Genomic DNA, 17,520 nt, shown 5'->3' with positions numbered 1-17,520 from the left:
TCGTGTCCTCTTGCTCGAATTTGGCCTGACTTGCCGAGTCAAGGGGGGGGGCTACGACTGGGCAGCCATGGCTGGGGTGTTTCCAGTGCAATCGACGTACTGGCTGAACGCTTTGAAGCTGTTATATCCCAGCGATCTGTCGAAGAGCTGACCAAGGTCTTGGCCAGGTTCATGTCTAAAGGGGGCCGCGCAATACGAGCGCCGTGCATCTGAGCCGGCCCTCCTTCATTTCCATATGACGCGCGCAGAACGGCGTGCGGATCGACAACTTGCTGAGCCGCTGCAAGTGAGCGACTCCGCGGAACGACCGTCAGCGAGGACGCCCGCGTCGCCAGCAGACACGCATAACCCCTGCAGCCTGCCAGCAATCAGAGACAAGTCAGCGACGTCTCACTGCTTGCAAGTGGACAACGAGGGCTTCAGTTGACGAGCAATTCAGTCCGTAAACTCCAGCCTGAATCGACCCAATCCGGTGGGCGTGGCCGTGAATGTCAGGGTCTTTTCTGGGAGGTCCGCCAAGGTACCGGATGCAAACTTAAACGACGTCTTACCGTACGATTCGACGCCAACAGCTTTGTCGCCCTCTATGACAATGTAGCCGATGCCCTCCAACAGCTGCTCAGCCGCGAAGCCAGCGGGCGAGCGGTGAAGACCGAAAGAAGCCAAATAGGTTCCCTTCTCGTTATCACACTCAACGACAGATATTGCTGTGACTATGGCGTCCTTGAATAACCCATCCACGCCACGACACGTATATTGGAAGCTGACGATGTCGTGCTCATTCCGATCGCCGACCGGCTCTCGAGCTGTCGCGACTATGGTGCAGTCGTAGTGCCCGATTGTGTCCGCGCGCGCACCTCCACTCATCCCAATCAAGCCGAATACGGTACATACTGTAGCAACAAAGAAGGATTGTCTCATTTTGGCTATGTCTTCTGGAACCGGTTTTGCTCGCTACGTACAACTTGACGCAACGTCCGATTCAAGCCCTCTTCGGACGCGATCTCACCCCGATCGTGGTTCGGCACACCGCTTGCTTTCTTAGTCACGAAATCGACAGGTGGGCTTGGCGCGTTTCGGGGCTAGACATGAGCCGCCCTCGCTCTGGTTTCGACGGCCAATCAGCAAGGAGACAATGTGAAACCGCGCATTCGGGCGACCGCTGCGGCGGTCGCATTAGCTCATAGTCTCCGGCGTCTTGTCATCAGGTGTACGAATACGAGACTGACGCCCATCACATCAGCGTCTTGGTGCGGGAGGACCGAGTTAGCGGATATGATTGCATGAGCCATAGTTGCGTCAGCGGCGACTTACCCAACCTACACCACCAGGGAGAGGGATCTCAGTTCGTGCTTATGCCGGACGGCCCAGAGGCGTACAGCGGCTTTGATCACGACACCTCATCCTGCTTCTCAGCGAAAGTCACACATCGTGAGGCCCACATGCTCGACTACAAGGAAGACTCCTACATCGCGTACAGCGTTTGATGATGTGCAGGAGCACCTTCTCTGATGACAGGCGGGCGCCGATCACGGGCCGCAGATGATACGCTCGATGGCTCTTGATGTCGTAAGGTCCTGTTGCGGAGCGCCTGGCTCGCGAAAGGCGAATCAGTCCGACGAGAGGCACAACGACTTGGCTTGCGGCAAATACAGTCTCTGGCGCACCCGATTTCGATCCCAAGAGCATTGAGTGGCCTGAAACTAGGCGACGCCAGGCACAAGGTGGCGACCTTTGATCTGACAGGAACAGATGGTTTCGACCGGCTTCATGCGGGAATTCTAAAAACTAGGGGAAAACTACCTGCCACTAGGGCGTCGAAAGCACAGCGCTCTTCGGACAAACGTTGTTCGAGATATTGTCGCTCAAGGTCAGTCGGTTGACCTTCAAGTAAACCGCGATAGCGGTGGATGCGATTACGATGACTGCGCATGGCAGCAAGATCCTCGCTGATCGTCGTCGTCACAACTTTGTCCTGGCGTACATCGTTTGGTGGAGTGAGGTGGTGAGACACCGCTGAGCAACTTTCGTATCGTCTGCGTTCGCTAGTGGTCACTGTTCGCACCGGCAGCCCAGGCGAGGACGGCTTAGGGCACGCCGCCCCCACGCGCTGCCGAACGGTCGCGGAACCGGCTTGAGTTGATACCAAGCGGCAGACTCAAGCTTCACTGCTTTCGCCCCCAAGCATGGAAGATGCGTGGCAGCCCGACGGTCGTGTCAGGCCTATCGAGGAACGCTTCGAGTTCGGCCGTAATGCCGCCGATCTCCTCGATGCTAGCGAGCCCCAGCTGACTCAGCGCGTCGCGAATGGCCGCGAAGGTCAGCAATGGAACTCGTTTGACGTCACCATTTCGCCCGTACGGCTGGACCATTGAGGAATGAACATCAGAGAAGCCAGCGGCTTCGAGAAGGCGGAGAAGCCTGCGGCCGATCAAGGGGTCACCGCCACGTCGCCGCACCGCCTCAACAAAGAGTTCGCCTTTGCGCAGAAATGCAGCCGACGCCGGATCGCAGAACTCGCCGTCACAGTCGATATCCTGCACCACGATCATGCCCCCTGGACGGAGCGCCTCGTAGGCCTGTCCGAGCGCCTCGACAGGATCGACGAGATGGGTCAGCACGAACCGCACACTTACCAGCGACACGCCATGCACCGGCCAATGGTGTGTGACGTTTGCGCAGCAGAATTCGACATTGGGGATGCCACGCCGCCTCGCCTCTGCTCGCGCGAGGACGATTTTGTCTTCGTCGAAGTCAAGACCTATGACTTGGCCGGATCGGCCGACTCTCTTTGCCAGTTCGAACGTCACATCGCCACCGCCACAGCCCGCATCGACAGCTGTGCAGCCCTCGAGCGGTTCGGATCGATCGAGCAGCAAGCGCGTCGGCTCAGCCAGCACACGGGCGATCACTGCAAGACGCGCCCGCCCCTCCTCTCCGCCCCTCAGGACGTAGGGGGCGCGATGTTCTGTCGTCATCAACCCCTCTGCGATGATTGAGTTAGATCTGCTCCGATCATACGCAGAATCCTTAATAGGGCCTGCCATTCGGCCGAAGACCCGATTATTCTCGCGGTCTGGCCTGCGGCTAGTCCCATGGAAGGTGCCTCGAAGTTTGCACGTTGTTTCGGATCGTTGCGAAAGCCGCCCGTATTGGCTTAGCCGAATTTGAACAACACGCCGTAGCCGCCTCGGGGATAGCTCCATTCGATGTCGCCGGTCTCCTCGCAGATCACCCGGCAAGTGCCGCATTCGACGCAGCCATCAACAGTGGCCTCTATTTGGCCCTGTTCGTTGAGTTCATAGCAGCGCGCCGGGCAGGCCTTCAGCATCGACAAAAGCTGCGGCGAAGGCTTGGTGTGCGGCCGCACCTTGATGTGGGGACGACCGGTATCGACGAGATAGCGGTTGTAGAATAGCTTGTCCTCGACACGCATGGATTGCTCGATCGACATCGTTTGGTCTCCGTCGTTGGTCGCTGCTGTTTCTCCGTTCACCGCCACGCGCGCATGAGGCGGAAGGCGTCGCCGAACAGGCCGCTCCGCGAGCGCGCCTTGGTGAACGATTTAAGTGTGAGCTTCTCCTTTTCGACTTTAGGCGTGCCGTCGACACGCAGAAAGTTCTCCATAGCCTTGGAGACGAGTTGCGGATAGGTCAGGAAGAAGTTTTGCGACCGGGTGTGCATCAGCGCCGGCATATCCTTGTACTTCCTTAGGTCCTTGATCACGAAGGATTCATCGAGCTTCTTCTTGTATAGCGCCAGGTTCTGCGGGAGCATCGGCTGGTTCCGCGACCTGATCTGAAGGATCGCTTCCGCCGCAATCCGGCCCGACGTCATCGCGAGGTTCGATCCTTCGCGATGAATTGTGTTGTTAAGCTGCGCGGCGTCGCCGACCACGACCCAGCCCTTGCCGTACAGTTGCGGGATTGCCTTGAAGCCGCCCTCGGGGATCAGATGGGCAGAATATTCCTTCACCTCGGAGCCTTCTATCAGAGGCGCGACCGAAGGATGCCGCTTGAAGCGATCGAGCAGGCCGTAAGGCGTCTCGCCGGTGCGCTGGAAGTCGGCGACCAAGCAGCCGATACCCAGCGAGATGCATTCCTTGTTGGCATAGATAAAGCCCATGCCGGTCATGCCGCGAGAAATCGTGCCTACGGCCTCGATCACCACGCCTTGGTCACCCCTGAGATTGAAGCGCGATTCAATGGTTTCCCGCGGCAGGAAGTGCATTTCCTTGACTGCGAGCGCAACCTTCTCGGGCTGCGGCCGCTCGCGCAGGCCAGCGCGTGTACCGAGCACGCCATTGACGCCCTCCGCCAGCACGACGACGTCAGCATGGATCTCCCCGTCGCGCCGATCGGTCCGTACGCCGATCACCTTGCCATGGGCGTCTCGGGCCAGGTCTGTGACCGTCGTTTCGCATAAAACTGTGGCCCCGGCTTCGCGAACCTTTTGTGAGAACCATTTGTCGAACTGAGCGCGGATGATGGTGTATCGGTTCGGTTTCTCCTCGTTGAAGTTCTCGGAGCGGTAATGCAAGCCGGTGTGCGAGCGGTCGTCCATCATCCAGAAGCGCTGCTCGATCAGGTGTCGCTCAAGGGGGGCGTCGTCACGGAAATCGGGAACAAGCTTCTCCAGCATGTCGGCATAGAGGATCGCGCCCTGCACGTTCTTTGAGCCCGGATACTCGCCGCGCTCGAGCTGCAATACCTTCATCCCGCACTCGGCCATGGTGAGCGCTGCCGCATTACCCGCCATGCCTGCGCCAACGACGATGGCATCGAATTTTTCCTCGATCATGATCGGACTCCTTCGACCTGCTTCCGGTCACGGGAATGTGGCGACAGCCGCGTGCGGAACGCGTCGGTGAGCGGCGGCAACAGATGTATGGCATCGGTCACGATGCCTATATGAGCGAAGTCGAAAATTGGCGCATTCTTGTCGGTGTTGATGGCAACGATGAGATCGGCCCCTTCGACGCCGACGCGGTGCTGGATCGCACCCGAAATGCCGGCGGCGATATAGAGTTTTGGTCGGATCGTCTTGCCGGTCTGGCCGATCTGGCGATCAGAGGTGACCCAGCCCTTCTGCACGAGCGGTCGCGAACTGCCATATTCGGCCCCAAGCACGGTCGCGAGCTGATGTATCAGCTGGAAGTTCTCCGGTGATCCGAGCCCGAGCCCGCCCGCAACGACCGCGTCGGCATAAGCAAGATTTGATTTTGCTGAGTTGCGGTCGGGCAGGAAGGAGAGAACTTTTGTGACGATGTCGTCTTCGACGAGACCGAGTGGGTGGGTGATGATGCGGCCGACCGGGCGTGCGACACGCTTTGGCATCGGCATCACGCGGGGGCGGACCGTAGCCATTTGCGGACGGTAGTTCAGCGTGTAGATCGTGCAGAGCAAAGAGCCGCCGAAAGTCGGTCGCGTCGCAGCAAGCGATCCATCAGCATCGACATCGAGCTCAGTGCAATCTGCAGTAAGTCCCGTAAGCAGGGTCGTGGCGACCGAGCCCGCGAGATCGCGGCCGAGCGTAGTGGCTCCCAATAGCAGGATCTCCGGCTTGTAGGTGTTGACGACATCGGTCAGGGCCTTGGTGTAGGACTCGTTGCGATAGTCGGCCAAGAGATTGTGGGCGACCATGTATGCGAGGTTGGCGCCATAGCAGAAGGACTGGGCAGCGGCCTGCTGCGTCGCCTCACCCTCCGGGCCGATGATGACAGCGGCGAGATCAACCTTGAGCTTATCGGCGAGCTTACGGCCGGCACCCATGAGTTCCCAGGACACGGGGTGCACAACACCACGTTCCTGCTCGACGAAAACCCAGACGTGCTTGTAAGCCTTGAAGCGATCGGGCAACTCCTTCTTGGTCGCAGCGCGCCCAGCAGCGGCGGCGGCCGGAGCGCGACTTTTGGGTGTAGAGCTCATGGAATTGGTTTCCTTACTTTGTTAGCCGAGCGCCCCAGCCGCGGGATCGGCTTCCAGGTTCGTCTGGCGTTCGACGATCATCTCTCTCAGCACAGCAGCCGTTCCTCGCCCGATCGCGGTTACAGCTGCCTTTGCCGCGCCGCTTCGGTCCAAGGAAGCGTTGGCACCGACGGCAGGCTGCAGAGGTCACATTGCAGGAGCGAAAGCAGAACTTGGGGGTTGGGCTTCGCCCTCTGAAGCATAACGGTCTTGCTCACGGCGGGCACTCGAGTCCGCGGGAAAGCCGCAACTTGCTTGTAGCAGACGTTGATATGCACGCGCTTCTCCAAGGCTTTGCTGCGAATAGAGACAGCAAGTGTCGTACCAACCGCGGGCGTGATCGAAAGTTGATATCAATACAGAGGCTTACGACCACGGCGACATGACTTTCGTCCAGCCGGAAGCACTCGAGCTGACAAGGATACGGCGACGCGCGTCGGAGACCGAACAGAGGTGTTAGGCGCATCCTATGGCCGCCTCCACGAAGAACATGGCCACCGCAAGGCAGTGTAAGCACGACGTCTCAAGTCAGAGGTCTCACAAACACACCGGCCTGCGAGCAATCTGGGACTACGCTGCATACTCCCGTCCTTGTGGGACGACCAGGACGGGTGAGAGGACCTTTTAAACCCGAGTATGACTAAAGCGTCTCGAGTTGCACCAAGTTTGACGCTTTCTTCGCCTGTGGCGCGGTCGCTTCTTTGAGGACCTTGAAAACGCGTTGATCGATTGGGGAGGAGCCGACGAAGTCCGTGTATGCCCGCTCCAGCACGGCCTTACAACGTTCCGCGACCGCAGCATCGGTCGCACCGGTCAAGTCTTCGTCTGCGAGATACTGCCCCATGCGCTGCAGTATGTGGAGCCGAGCCACGTTGACAATTTTGGGGTCGTACTTGACGCCGAGTAAGTCAAAAAACTCCTCGGCCGCGGCCGCCTTGCTCAATCGCAGAAGGATTCCGTCAGCCATTCGCTTTCTCCATCTTTTCTTTCTACCGTGTGCAAGGATGGGTAGCCACGCATGCTCGTCAAACGAGGGACAGACTGCTGGCGTGACGACTTAACGAGCTCCTCGATGACAGAAATGGCGACTATTCGGGGCGTGGCGGCCTCACATTCCGTTGAGCATGGAGCGCTCGCGGACTTCGCGCCAGATCGCCATCACAGTCTCGCGCGCGACCCCGCCCTTATGCTCGACGGCATGCTGCCGAACGCGGGCAAGGATCGCCTTGCCTTCCTCAGCGCTCACGGAAACCTGCAATTCGTTCAGCAGCGCCGTGATCGCGGCTAGCCCTGAATGTTTGCCGACGACAAAACGGTTAGAGCGACCGAACAGCCGCGGATCGAGCGCCTGATAGCTGCGTTGGTCCTTCAGGAGGCCATCGACATGGATCCCGGATTCGTGGGTAAAGATATGCTCACCGACGATCGCCTTATTGAGCGGAACGCTGCGAACGGCAGCGGCCGCGACAACTGCCGCGACATTGTCGAGGTCCGGGAGCACAACGCCCGTGTCGCATCCATAGAGCTGTTTGAGCGCGACAGCGACCTCTTCCAGAGGCGCGTTGCCCGCACGCTCGCCGAGGCCGATCACGGTCACCGAGGCATGCGTTGCGCCGGCCTTAATTGCGGCGAGCGTGTTAGCGGTCGCGAGGCCCAGATCGTCGTGGCCGTGGAACTCGATCTCGAGATCGGTGGCGGCACGTAGCGCCGCCACCAGCGCAAAGGCTGCGTCTGGGTCGAGCACGCTGAGCGTATCGGCGACACGAAAGCGCCGGGCGCCCGCGTCTTTTGCTGCGGTGATCAGCTGGATCAGGAAGTTGACGTCAGCGCGCGAGGAGTCTTCGCCTCCGACTGCGACATCGAGCCCGTTGTCGCGAGCGTAACCGACGACCCGCCTCACCTGCTCGAGCGTGGCAACCCGGTCGGCGCCGAGCTTGGCCGCGATTTGCACGTCGGAGGATGGGATCGAGACATTGACCATTGAGACGCCGGAATCGATTGCCGCATCGACGTCGGAAGATTTCATCCGGCACCAACCAATGATTGTCGCGGCCAGGCCAGCTTCGACAATAGCGCGGATCGCGCTGACTTCGTCATGGCCCATCGCCGGCGTACCAGCTTCGATCTCGGTGATCCCGGCCTTTGCTAGCGCGCGCGCGATCGATAGCTTTTCCGCCGTTGAAAAGGCCACGCCGGGAGCCTGCTCGCCGTCGCGCAACGTGGTGTCGTTCAGGACTATCTGTCGTGTCTGCGAGCTGCCGGACAGAGTCGTTCCACCGAAGGCCATGTGCAGATTCCATCTTTCCGGCTGACTGGTGAGCAACAGCCGTGCCAGGGCGGCGGTTGACGAACTGCCTGAAATCACTCCACTTCTAGGCAGCAACTGAGGTTGCCATAAATGTAACAATGTCGAAAGTCGGACATATCAGATGTCGGTTGGCTTACGGCGAATGTGGACGATGATGTCGAGCCGGGAGATCTCGTGGTCCGGTAAGGCCTCGGGCATCCGCGCGAGCTGGAGCTTTTCGGGGATGTCGATCAAAATATCTTCGCCGACGAGATAGAAATGCGGGTGGATGCTGGTATCGATGTCAAAGAACGACCTTGAGCCGTCGGGCGTGATCCGGCGCAACAAGCCAGCTTGCGTGAAATGGTTCAGCGTGTTGTATACGGTCGCAACCGAGAGCTTGATGTTGGCTTCGATCGACTCGATGAAGAGCATCTCGGCAGTGACGTGGCGGTCATTTCTTGCAAAGAGCAGCTGAGCCAGCAGCACGCGCCGGCGCGTCGGCCGCAGGCCCGCATCGCGCAGCCGCCGCATGCACGCTTTCGCGCAATTTCCGGCAAGGCCAAAGCCCAAGGGTCCAGGCATCGCAGCATGCGGGGGTCCTTCGCGACTTCTGGCGGAGCGCATAGTCGATTGTTCACATCTGCGGATTTGCCGCGGCTCCGACATGACTTTCTATTTCCCGCAAATGTTCGCGGCGACGCTCCGCCATCCGGCTCTCGCCGCTCTCCTCACCGAAACAGTGACTGAAGTCGCAGCATTGCGTACACACCGGTGTCGTACACATCACCAAACCTTCGTTCTCGCACAATCTGCGATAGAAGAAGCGCTTCCAGCGCATGTTTTTGGTGTTTTGCGCCGCCAGCGGCGCAAAATGGCGCATCAGCAAGCGCGTCAACTCGGCCCGCTCGCGTAATCCGAGATCTTCCCACAAATGGTTGGCTTCCATCGCACGCCTTGCGACCATGGCTGCGAGCCAGCGACTGATCTCGCCCTTGGCCGATCGCTGCCCGAGCAGGAGGTCGCGCAGCATGATCTCTTCGTCACTGGCTGAACCGGAGTTTTCCATCGCGATCATGGTCCGCATCGCGGATGGGAAACATTCTGCCAGGAGTTCATTGAGTTCCTCCGCGGTCAGGCCCGTGCGCTCCGGAAGCGGCCCTCCATCCATTACAGCGGCACAAAGAACTGAGGCGAGCACATGCCGGTCAAACTTGTCATTATCCCTTACGTCAGCGTCTGCCGGATCGCAGCCAATCAGAGCATGGTAGAGTTCAATTCCGACAACCTGCCTGTCAGCGAGGGTCCCACCCGGCGGAATCGACCTCGCAGCGATTAGACCCTCTTGCACTGCAGCCACGGACAACTCCACTGGTTGGATCCTATCAGTCTTGATGCGCGCCTCCTTTGGAGGCCGGCAAGATGGATTACGCTGATAGCGCAGCGAGCTCGGAAGCAGTCTTACCGACCTGACTTTCATCGATCGGCTTCATGATGCCGTGCTCCATCAGCATGTCCTCAAGCTCGTCCATGCTGATCGGGGTCGGGATGATGCCCTTGCCGCCATTGTTGTGGATTTTGGTCGCAAGATTGCGATAGTGGTCCGCCTGCTTGGAGTCCGGCGCATACTCCAGCACCGTCATGCGACGCAGCTCGGCGTGCTGGACGACGTTGTCACGGGGCACGAAGTGGATCAGCTGGGTGCCGAGCTTCTTGGCGAGCGCATCCGCCAGTTCCAGTTCCTTGTCGGTCTGGCGCTCGTTGCAGATCAAGCCGCCCAGCCGCACGCCGCCCGAATTGGCATACTTCAGAATGCCCTTGGAAATGTTGTTGGCGGCATACATCGCCATCATCTCGCCGGACATGACGATATAGATCTCTTGCGCCTTGTTCTCACGTATCGGCATTGCAAAGCCGCCGCAGACGACATCGCCGAGCACGTCGTATGACACGTAATCGATGTCCTCGTAGGCCCCGTTCTCTTCCAGGAAGTTGATCGAGGTGATGACGCCGCGGCCGGCGCACCCGACGCCCGGCTCCGGACCACCGGATTCGACGCAGCGAATGTCCTTGTAGCCGACCTTCAAGACGTCCTCGAGCTCGAGGTCCTCGACGCTGCCGGCGCTTGCCGCCAGACTCAAGATTGTGTCCTGTGCCTTGGCGTGCAGGATCAGGCGGGTCGAGTCCGCCTTCGGGTCGCAGCCGACGATCAGGATCTTGTGACCCATCTCGGCGAGTGCGGCGAGGGTGTTCTGCGAGGTCGTCGATTTGCCGATACCACCCTTGCCATAAAACGCGATTTGTCTCAGTGACGCCATGTTGCTCTCCATCAACCGATTGCCAATGATTTCGCGTTGGACTTACGCTAGATTATTTCTCTCTCAGAAACGTGGGCACACGGGCGTCGGGAAAGAGAACAGCGCTCGCCATACGCGCCGGCGTGGCCTCAGCCCTCACTCGCAGTTGCGACATCCGAGTAGCAACTAGCCAAGTAGCAACTAGCGTGCCATTCGCCGCGCGTGCTTTGAGCGCATACTCGAAAATGGACGACAGACGCAATCGACGGGCGGTGCGTCGGACCTTTTGTTGTTCTGTCGGAAACAGGACAAGGATTACGCCTCTCAAAACGCGATTTTGCGGGGACTGCGACCGCACAGAACGGAACGAAAATTGCCAACTCCGCATCGTGAGGCGATTTGAAAGGAAGGCGACATGCGGTTTGGCGTCGAGACAGACAAGGCTGTAAACGGCGGCGCGTGTTCGAGGTCGACCAGGAATAGATCACCCATACGGCGTTGCAGTTCCTGTTTCCTGACGAGATCGAGACCCACGAGCTGGCCACGCCTGAAGAGGCCTATGCCGCGAGCTTCGACTGACTGGCCGCAGATGTTGCTCGGTGTCACTTTGCTGAAGAACCGCGGACCGGACCTGATTGGCGAACTCACCGGAAGGTTCGGAGGTGTCGGCATTCTCATCGTTACCGACACGTCCGACGAGGTGAGCGCACCTGAGCGCGGAAAGACGAGCTTGCCATGGCACGGTGATCACACCGCAGACGTTGGAGGGGGTGAGAAGGCCAACACCATCTTGGGCCACGGCAGAGCGGCGCCAACGATCCAACTTAGCGTGATGAAATGGGGACTCTTGACATGACTACGGTTCTGTTTTGGCAGAAGCCCGGCTGCGGAACGAACGCGCGCCAGATTTACGCGTTGGAGGCAGCGGGTCATCATATCGTGGCGAAGAGCTTGCTGACCGAACCCTGGACCGCGCCCGATCTATGCACATTCTTCGGTAACACGCCGGTTCGGTCCTGGTTCAACCCAGCCGCGCCGCGGGTGACGTCGGGCGAGGTTGATCCGGCGACGATCGACGCCGCCAGCGCGATCGCCTTGATGCTCAAAGATCCGCTGCTGATCAGGCGGCCGCTGATCGAAGCCAATAACGCAAGATGTGCCGGATTTGACCGCGAGCCGGTCCCGTCGCTGCTGGGCTCAAGCCCGAGGCGAGAGCTTCAGAACTGCGCGCGAATGGAGAAGGCGCCGCGGTGTGCGGAGGTGTGATGCGCTTGCTTCGCAGGTGGATAGGGTGAAACGTTGAAATCCGCATGAATGCCTCATGTGCTCAGAGGATGTCTTCTCCAGCCGGCGTTCACGAAGAGATCGGGGCTTATGAGGATGGTGATTCCCTTATCGAGAAGGATCTTCTCCGCCGGAGATCAAAGATCTGCGCACGGCAGCCTACCACATCGCACCGGGCCGCATTGGCCGTGAAACTATACATTCTGCCCCGTTTCGGACGCCAAACCCCACAGTGTAAGTGGAGTTGCAGGCCCTGATGCGTTCGGCCAATCCTTCGGACAGGGAAGGCTGTGCAAGCGCACGATCCATGTATGCTTCGACGCTATCCAAAAATGAAGCATTCCCGGGTTGTCGACGATTGATTTCTTACGGCAGTATTCATTGCTCGTCTCCATTGCCCCTACGCACCCGCGCAGTCCCAGACGACTTCTGAGCCAACCCGTGCCGCTCGAAGAGAGAGTGGCTGTCGCCGGAATATTCTCGACGACAGCCAAGTCACCGGGGAGAACTGATTGCGCGGGTCTTCATTCATTAGCCGAAAGTGATTTTGATCGATCGAAAGCCGCTTTCGTCGTCCGGCAAATGAGGGACAAGAGTTCATCCTCTGCCGTTAGCACCGAGAGTGCCGCTTCTGTCGTCCCTTTGGCGCTTGTCACTTGTCGCCGGAGTTGGACCGGCTCGTCGTCAGTTTGCAAGGCCAGAGCGCCGGCGCCGTAAACAGTTTCCTTAACGAGCTTCGCGGCGAGCTCTTTTGGAAGGCCGAGTTGGTGAGCGGCTGTAGTAAGGCACTCCATAAAATAAAAGATATAGGCTGGGCCTGAACCGCTGATAGCTGTGGCAGCGTCCAACAAGGGTTCACTACCCACCTTGTGTACAGGACCTCCGGCGGCAAACAGGGACGCCACGGTGTTTAGGTCTCGATCCTGAACGCTGTCGCCGGGGACGACAATCGTCGACCCCTTCCCGATTGCGGCAGGAGTATTGGGCATCGCCCGTATCACGCGCGCCCTTCCAAGGACTGCCGCCAAATCCCTGATGGTCACACCCGCAGCAATACTAACGAAAACAGCTTGCCTGGAAAAACGACGATAAACTGGGGCCTCTGCTGCTATTGCATGGGGTTTTAGAGCGAAGATGACTAGGTCGGCCTGGTCCGGCAGGCTCTCTGGCGTCTCATGTACCTTGGTCCCCAATCGTTCCGCTCGCTCGCGAAGGTCGACCACCGGCTCAACTACATGCACATTCTTCGGATCAACTGCCTTTGAGGCTAACCAGCTGCTCAAAAGCGCGTAACCCATATTTCCGCAACCGACGAGTATCAAGCGATCGTCCATTGCTGTTGTTGCCGTGCCGACCATCTAGCTCTTCCCTTCGCAGTCGCTCACGTTTTGCCCACAAGCGATGGCTGTTTTGGATCACGTCGAGATGGCCGAGTGGAGCTGAGCACGCCTAGATCCGAGCTGACTGTTGCGCCGCAAGCCGATCCCAACAATTGTCCAAGTCTTTCGGAAGCAGATGCTTCATAATCCTTTGACTTGGCGTGCGTTCGAACTCACCGACGACCTGGATGTAGCGGGGGTTCTGATAGGATGCGAGACGTTCGGAGAGCCAGCCAGATAGACGTTCCGGTTCGATCGACTTGCCTTTCCTGGCTTTCACGAACAGCTTGATGTCCTGTTCGCCGACGCCCGCTGTAACACCGATCATTGCACAATCTTCGACAGCGGGATGACTGGCCGCGACGTGCTCAACCTCCCAAGCCGACACGTTCTCGCCCTTGCATCGGACACTGTCAGTGATGCGCCCGTGGAACCAGAGATTTCCTTCAGTGTCCAAGGTGCCCGAGTCGCCGGTGTGCAGTGCTCCCGCTACAAGCGCTTTGTCGGTCGCTTGTTGATTGTCCAGGTACCCTTTGAAAAGCGCCCCCTCCAATAAGGACCGAACAATGATCTCACCTCTGCTGCCAGGAGCTACGGGATTGCCGTTCTCGCCTACAACGTCAACGGTGTACCAAGGCATCGGCTTGCCGACCGAACCGACCACGCCTTCAGTATTGCAGGTGGTAATGCTCGAGGCTTCTGTCATGCCGTAGCATTCCCGGATTTCCACGCCGAAGCGGTCCCTGAAACTTGGCCAAACATCAATTGGGCAGCCGCCGCCCCAAGCGATGCGGACGGAATGTTGAAGGTCGAGATCGCTTTCTGGCTGCTTGAGCAGAATCTGCAAAATGCCACCCAGATAGTGAATGTGTGTCGCGCCAGCGCTTCGTACCTGGCTCCAGAAAGTACGCGCGCTGAAACGATCGATCATGGCCAATGTGACATCTTCGATGATCGGCAAAGTGATCAATTGAGCGCCGCCGATGTGGAAGAGCGGCTCCCAAACGAAGAATACATCCCCTTGCTTCATTGCCGTCAGGATGCGAGCGGCCTCCCCAGCAAGCCGCAACATGCCATGCGTGACGAGAACGCCCTTCGGTCGTCCGGTGGTGCCGGACGTATACATTATTGCGAATAGATCATCGGCTACGATCCGAGCGTCGGCGAAAGCGAAGTCCTTCTGCAGAATTGTCTCGAGTGAACGTTCATCTCGCGGTTCACCACTCGTGATTACCGCATCAGATGGAATCCCTGCGTGGCAATCCACAATGGTCGGAAGAAACTCCCGATCGCAGACGACCAGTTTGGGCTTGCTGTGGTCGAGAATGTAGCGTAGCCCCTCGCCCTTCTGCTGAGCATTTACCGGAACCCAGACGGCGCCTGCGCGGGCAATCCCGAAAAGTACAGGTAGGGACAGCCGCGAATTCCGCATCATTACCGCGACACGATCGCCGGGCTGCAGGCCTCGACGACGTAGCTCGGCCGCAAATGTCGCAGATTGTTTCTTCAACGTAGCGAACGTGATCGCCTCACCGTTGAATTTGGCAAAGATTTGGCCCGGATTCTGGTCGGCTTTCTTGTTGAAGTCAGCAATAAAGCCTTTAAGGGACTCGACCATGGTCAGGCCTTCCTGGCCGAACGTTCGGCCAGGAATTTTTCCATCATCCGAGCTGTCTCGCCTGATGCGTAGGCCTCTCGATGGATCCGCACCGCAGCATCGAGACACTCGCGGAATCGGACCTCCGTCATCTCGCGAAGCCATTGCTTGTCTAGGCGCATGGCAAGAGCGGGTTTCTCCGCCAACTCGCGGGCTAGCGAGAGAGAAGCATCAAGGACACTTTCCGCTGGAACAACCTTGTTGATGATTCCGATCGAGTGGCATTCCGTCGCATCCATCAATCGGCCGGTGAGGGTCAAATCTGTGGTGCGAGCCAGTCCTAGGATTTCCCGCATGATCCACGGCCCCGTGACGCTCGCAATGCCCGAATTAATTTCGGGCTGCCCCATCCGTACTCCTGGATGGCCAATGCGAAAGTCGCAGAGAAGCGCAACTTGGAACGCCGAACCAGCGGCAACACCATTTAAAGCCGCGATCAATGGCTTGGGTAGCGAGCGAATAACATCGTACAAACGCTCCCACTCTCCGATCCATTTGGAACCGGTGTCACCGTCGAACGTCTTCGCTTCGTTGAAATCTTGACCTGCACAGAATGCCCGGTCGCCCGCGCCCGTCAGAACAATCGCACCGACAGCTTGGTCGCTCTGAACCTCCAGAAGGGCGTCAACGAGCTGGCTCCGCATTGGAGCATGCCAGGCATTGAGGATTTCCGGCCTGTTAAGTGTGATGACAGCAACCGCATCCTGCCTGTCGATCAAAATATAGCGCTCCACGGCTCACCTCTATATTGGAATGCAATATCTTATATCGAATAGTGTGGATGGGCCGCATAGGTAAGTCAAGCGTCCTTTTCGCCCGTTCGGATTTGAATGGTGGTTTGTCCGAAGCGTGTGCCGCGGAAAAACCGGGACACATGGGGATCGCCTGCATCGAATTTGCAGGTTTTTTCACTGCGAATAGACGGGCTTTATGGATTTAGGTTTCTCTGGCGTACATTGTTTAGAAAACCGAGCCAGGAGGTCGGGTCACCTTGCGGGGAGAGAACAATGCCGGCATCAAAGCGGGGATGTCCGCTCCACGTTGCTCCCTGCTCTCCCCAATGAGGCGATGCAGTCGTACTGAGGCTCACCAGTGTCGCAGACCGCGGTTCGCGCTGCCGATCGCTTCGTACGCGGGCTTCATCATCGGTCGAGTCGACCGCCGTGGTGACCAACCCGCGCTGCCAGCGCTGAACGCTCGCCACTGGCAGCCACCAGCGCGCTTTGGGCATCACTGGCCAGGTGCAGGTGGGATCAGACCGATAGATCATAGATGCTTCGGACTGAGCGCCAGCACTCTTCAAGAGCGCCAGCCAATGCTGCTCATGCTCGTCTATATTGGGATACGACCTTGGACATCTGACGCGCGATTTCAACGGTAATCGGACTCAGTTCAGCCTCCACTCTCTCAGGCGTCCAATTAGCGGTTGACGCAGCGATATTGACGGCAGCGACAACTTTATTGTCGTAACCGAAGACCGGCGCGGCGGTCGAAATGTCTCCAGGCATCGCCTCTTGGTTGGCTAAGGCGAAGCCTTTTTGGCGCACTCTCTCCAATTCTTTGAGGAGTTTTTGCCGATTGGTGATCGTGTGCGGACTGATCGCAATAAGGTTCGAGGCTTTCAAAATCTCGTTAGTTGTGGCGGGGTCGAGGTTTGCCAGAATCGCGCGCCCTGGCGCAGTGGCGAAAGCGGGGAGGCGCGCGCCAATCGTTACGTAGGAGCTCATCACGTTCCTGCTGGGAACACGAGAGATAAATATGATGTCCGCCCCATCGAGCTCCGTGAGGTTGACTGTCTCCTGCGATCGTTTGTTGGCCTCAAGCAAGTACGGAAACGTTGCTTCCACTATGGGATTACTACGAAGATAGGCGTTTCCTATGTCCATCGCCCTTGCTGCCAGCGAATATTGTCGCGTTGTTTCGCTGTGGGCTAGGTACCTCAGCGCCCGCAATGTGTAGAGCACTCGCTGGGTCGCGCTCTTGTTCAACCCAGATGCCTCCGAGACTTCTGCAAGCGTCATCGGTCGAGGATTGGCACAAAAGGTATCGAGGATCAGCAGCCCTTTCTCGATAGTTCCCAGATAGAGCCGGTCGTCGATGTCCGGCTTTGCGAATGAAGCAGGCGAATTAAGCCCACTCCTGCTCTTGTTCTTGTTGTCGAGCATCGTCACTGCCAATCCTTGCGAAATGCGGTTGTACATATTGCTATTCAATGCGCACACAAAGCTCAACCCATATTTGTGCGGCGGCGGTTCGATGGGCGCTACAAGCCAACACCCACTTGACCAACATAAAACAATATGCGATATTGGATAACAATATCGCATAAAAATAGTCGTTCGGGAGGTGAGAGCAGAGGGCTTACAGCATCATAAAAACCGACCGCGCCGGAGCTCGTTGTTCGGGTGATATCCGAATCTCATTCAAGTGCTCGCGGCAGTTTTTGCTGCAGGTCAGGAGCTTTTGCTCGGCGCGGCCTGAGGGACGTCGATCTACCTAGCTAATTTTATCGGAAGTAACTCCGTAAATGACGAAGGTCAGAAATGTGAAAACACCGGTTGATCCAATAACTCGTTCAGCAATTCAGCATCACTTGACTGCGCTCGTGAACGAGGCGTGCGCGGCGATGCCCCGTGCAACAGGTTCGCAC

The 17,520-nt window shown here is 58.3% G+C and carries 16 protein-coding genes; 1 reads left to right on the top strand and 15 read right to left on the bottom strand.

Annotated elements, in window-relative coordinates; translation table 11 throughout:
- Positions 1-435: 435 nt before the first annotated feature.
- From ACV1FX_RS17465 to nifH, 11 genes are all read right to left on the bottom strand, one after another.
- Complete coding sequence (locus tag ACV1FX_RS17465) at positions 436-921, bottom strand: hypothetical protein (RefSeq protein WP_473118780.1); 486 nt, start codon at positions 919-921, stop codon at positions 436-438.
- 847 nt (positions 922-1,768) lie between these two features.
- Entirely contained in the window at positions 1,769-1,966 is a 198-nt protein-coding gene (locus ACV1FX_RS17460) for a hypothetical protein (protein ID WP_473118779.1), read from the bottom strand.
- Between the two features lie 199 nt (positions 1,967-2,165).
- A complete protein-coding gene (locus ACV1FX_RS17455; RefSeq protein WP_473118778.1) occupies positions 2,166-2,978 on the bottom strand; it encodes a class I SAM-dependent methyltransferase in 813 nt (270 codons plus the stop codon).
- A 179-nt stretch (positions 2,979-3,157) separates the two neighbouring features.
- Positions 3,158-3,454 carry a ferredoxin family protein gene (locus tag ACV1FX_RS17450; protein WP_254103511.1) on the bottom strand — a complete coding sequence of 99 codons (297 nt, stop codon included), beginning with the start codon at positions 3,452-3,454 and terminating at the stop codon, positions 3,158-3,160.
- A gap of 38 nt (positions 3,455-3,492) precedes the next feature.
- A complete protein-coding gene (locus ACV1FX_RS17445) occupies positions 3,493-4,800 on the bottom strand; it encodes an FAD-dependent oxidoreductase (RefSeq protein ID WP_473118777.1) in 1,308 nt (435 codons plus the stop codon).
- On the bottom strand, positions 4,797-5,927 hold the full coding sequence (locus ACV1FX_RS17440; RefSeq protein ID WP_473118776.1) for an electron transfer flavoprotein subunit alpha/FixB family protein: 1,131 nt from the start codon (positions 5,925-5,927) through the stop codon (positions 4,797-4,799). Before ACV1FX_RS17440 ends, ACV1FX_RS17445 begins: the two co-directional genes overlap by 4 nt.
- A 679-nt stretch (positions 5,928-6,606) precedes the next feature.
- The gene (gene nifW, locus ACV1FX_RS17435; protein ID WP_473118775.1) at positions 6,607-6,933 is read right to left on the bottom strand and encodes a nitrogenase stabilizing/protective protein NifW; all 327 of its coding nucleotides are present in this window, start codon (positions 6,931-6,933) and stop codon (positions 6,607-6,609) included.
- Between the two features lie 141 nt (positions 6,934-7,074).
- Positions 7,075-8,253 (bottom strand): homocitrate synthase, encoded by a 1,179-nt coding sequence (nifV, locus tag ACV1FX_RS17430; protein WP_473118774.1) that lies wholly within the window; start codon positions 8,251-8,253, stop codon positions 7,075-7,077.
- Between the two features lie 138 nt (positions 8,254-8,391).
- Complete coding sequence (gene irrA, locus ACV1FX_RS17425) at positions 8,392-8,922, bottom strand: iron response transcriptional regulator IrrA (protein ID WP_473118773.1); 531 nt, start codon at positions 8,920-8,922, stop codon at positions 8,392-8,394.
- On the bottom strand, positions 8,891-9,589 hold the full coding sequence (locus tag ACV1FX_RS17420) for a nitrogen fixation protein NifQ (RefSeq protein ID WP_473118839.1): 699 nt from the start codon (positions 9,587-9,589) through the stop codon (positions 8,891-8,893). Before ACV1FX_RS17420 ends, irrA begins: the two co-directional genes overlap by 32 nt.
- A 91-nt stretch (positions 9,590-9,680) precedes the next feature.
- Complete coding sequence (gene nifH / locus ACV1FX_RS17415) at positions 9,681-10,571, bottom strand: nitrogenase iron protein (RefSeq protein WP_254103481.1); 891 nt, start codon at positions 10,569-10,571, stop codon at positions 9,681-9,683.
- An 831-nt stretch (positions 10,572-11,402) separates the two neighbouring features.
- On the opposite strand from nifH, the gene ACV1FX_RS17410 reads away from it, so the two are divergent.
- Positions 11,403-11,816, top strand: coding sequence for an ArsC/Spx/MgsR family protein (locus tag ACV1FX_RS17410; protein WP_473118772.1), 414 nt, complete (start codon positions 11,403-11,405; stop codon positions 11,814-11,816).
- A 542-nt stretch (positions 11,817-12,358) separates the two neighbouring features.
- Here the strand turns inward: ACV1FX_RS17410 and proC are convergent.
- The 4 genes from proC to ACV1FX_RS17390 form a co-directional block, all read right to left on the bottom strand.
- Entirely contained in the window at positions 12,359-13,192 is an 834-nt protein-coding gene (gene proC / locus ACV1FX_RS17405) for a pyrroline-5-carboxylate reductase (RefSeq protein WP_473118771.1), read from the bottom strand.
- Positions 13,193-13,283: 91 nt separating this feature from the next.
- Complete coding sequence (locus ACV1FX_RS17400) at positions 13,284-14,831, bottom strand: class I adenylate-forming enzyme family protein (RefSeq protein WP_473118770.1); 1,548 nt, start codon at positions 14,829-14,831, stop codon at positions 13,284-13,286.
- A 2-nt stretch (positions 14,832-14,833) separates the two neighbouring features.
- Positions 14,834-15,604, bottom strand: a complete 771-nt coding sequence (locus ACV1FX_RS17395) for an enoyl-CoA hydratase/isomerase family protein (protein WP_473118769.1) — start codon at positions 15,602-15,604, stop codon at positions 14,834-14,836.
- Positions 15,605-16,192: 588 nt separating this feature from the next.
- The gene (locus ACV1FX_RS17390) at positions 16,193-17,071 is read right to left on the bottom strand and encodes an IclR family transcriptional regulator (RefSeq protein ID WP_473118768.1); all 879 of its coding nucleotides are present in this window, start codon (positions 17,069-17,071) and stop codon (positions 16,193-16,195) included.
- Positions 17,072-17,520 lie beyond the last annotated feature (449 nt).

This window comes from Bradyrhizobium ingae, from assembly GCF_055791185.1.
This window is presented reverse-complemented; position numbering and strand designations above follow the sequence as displayed.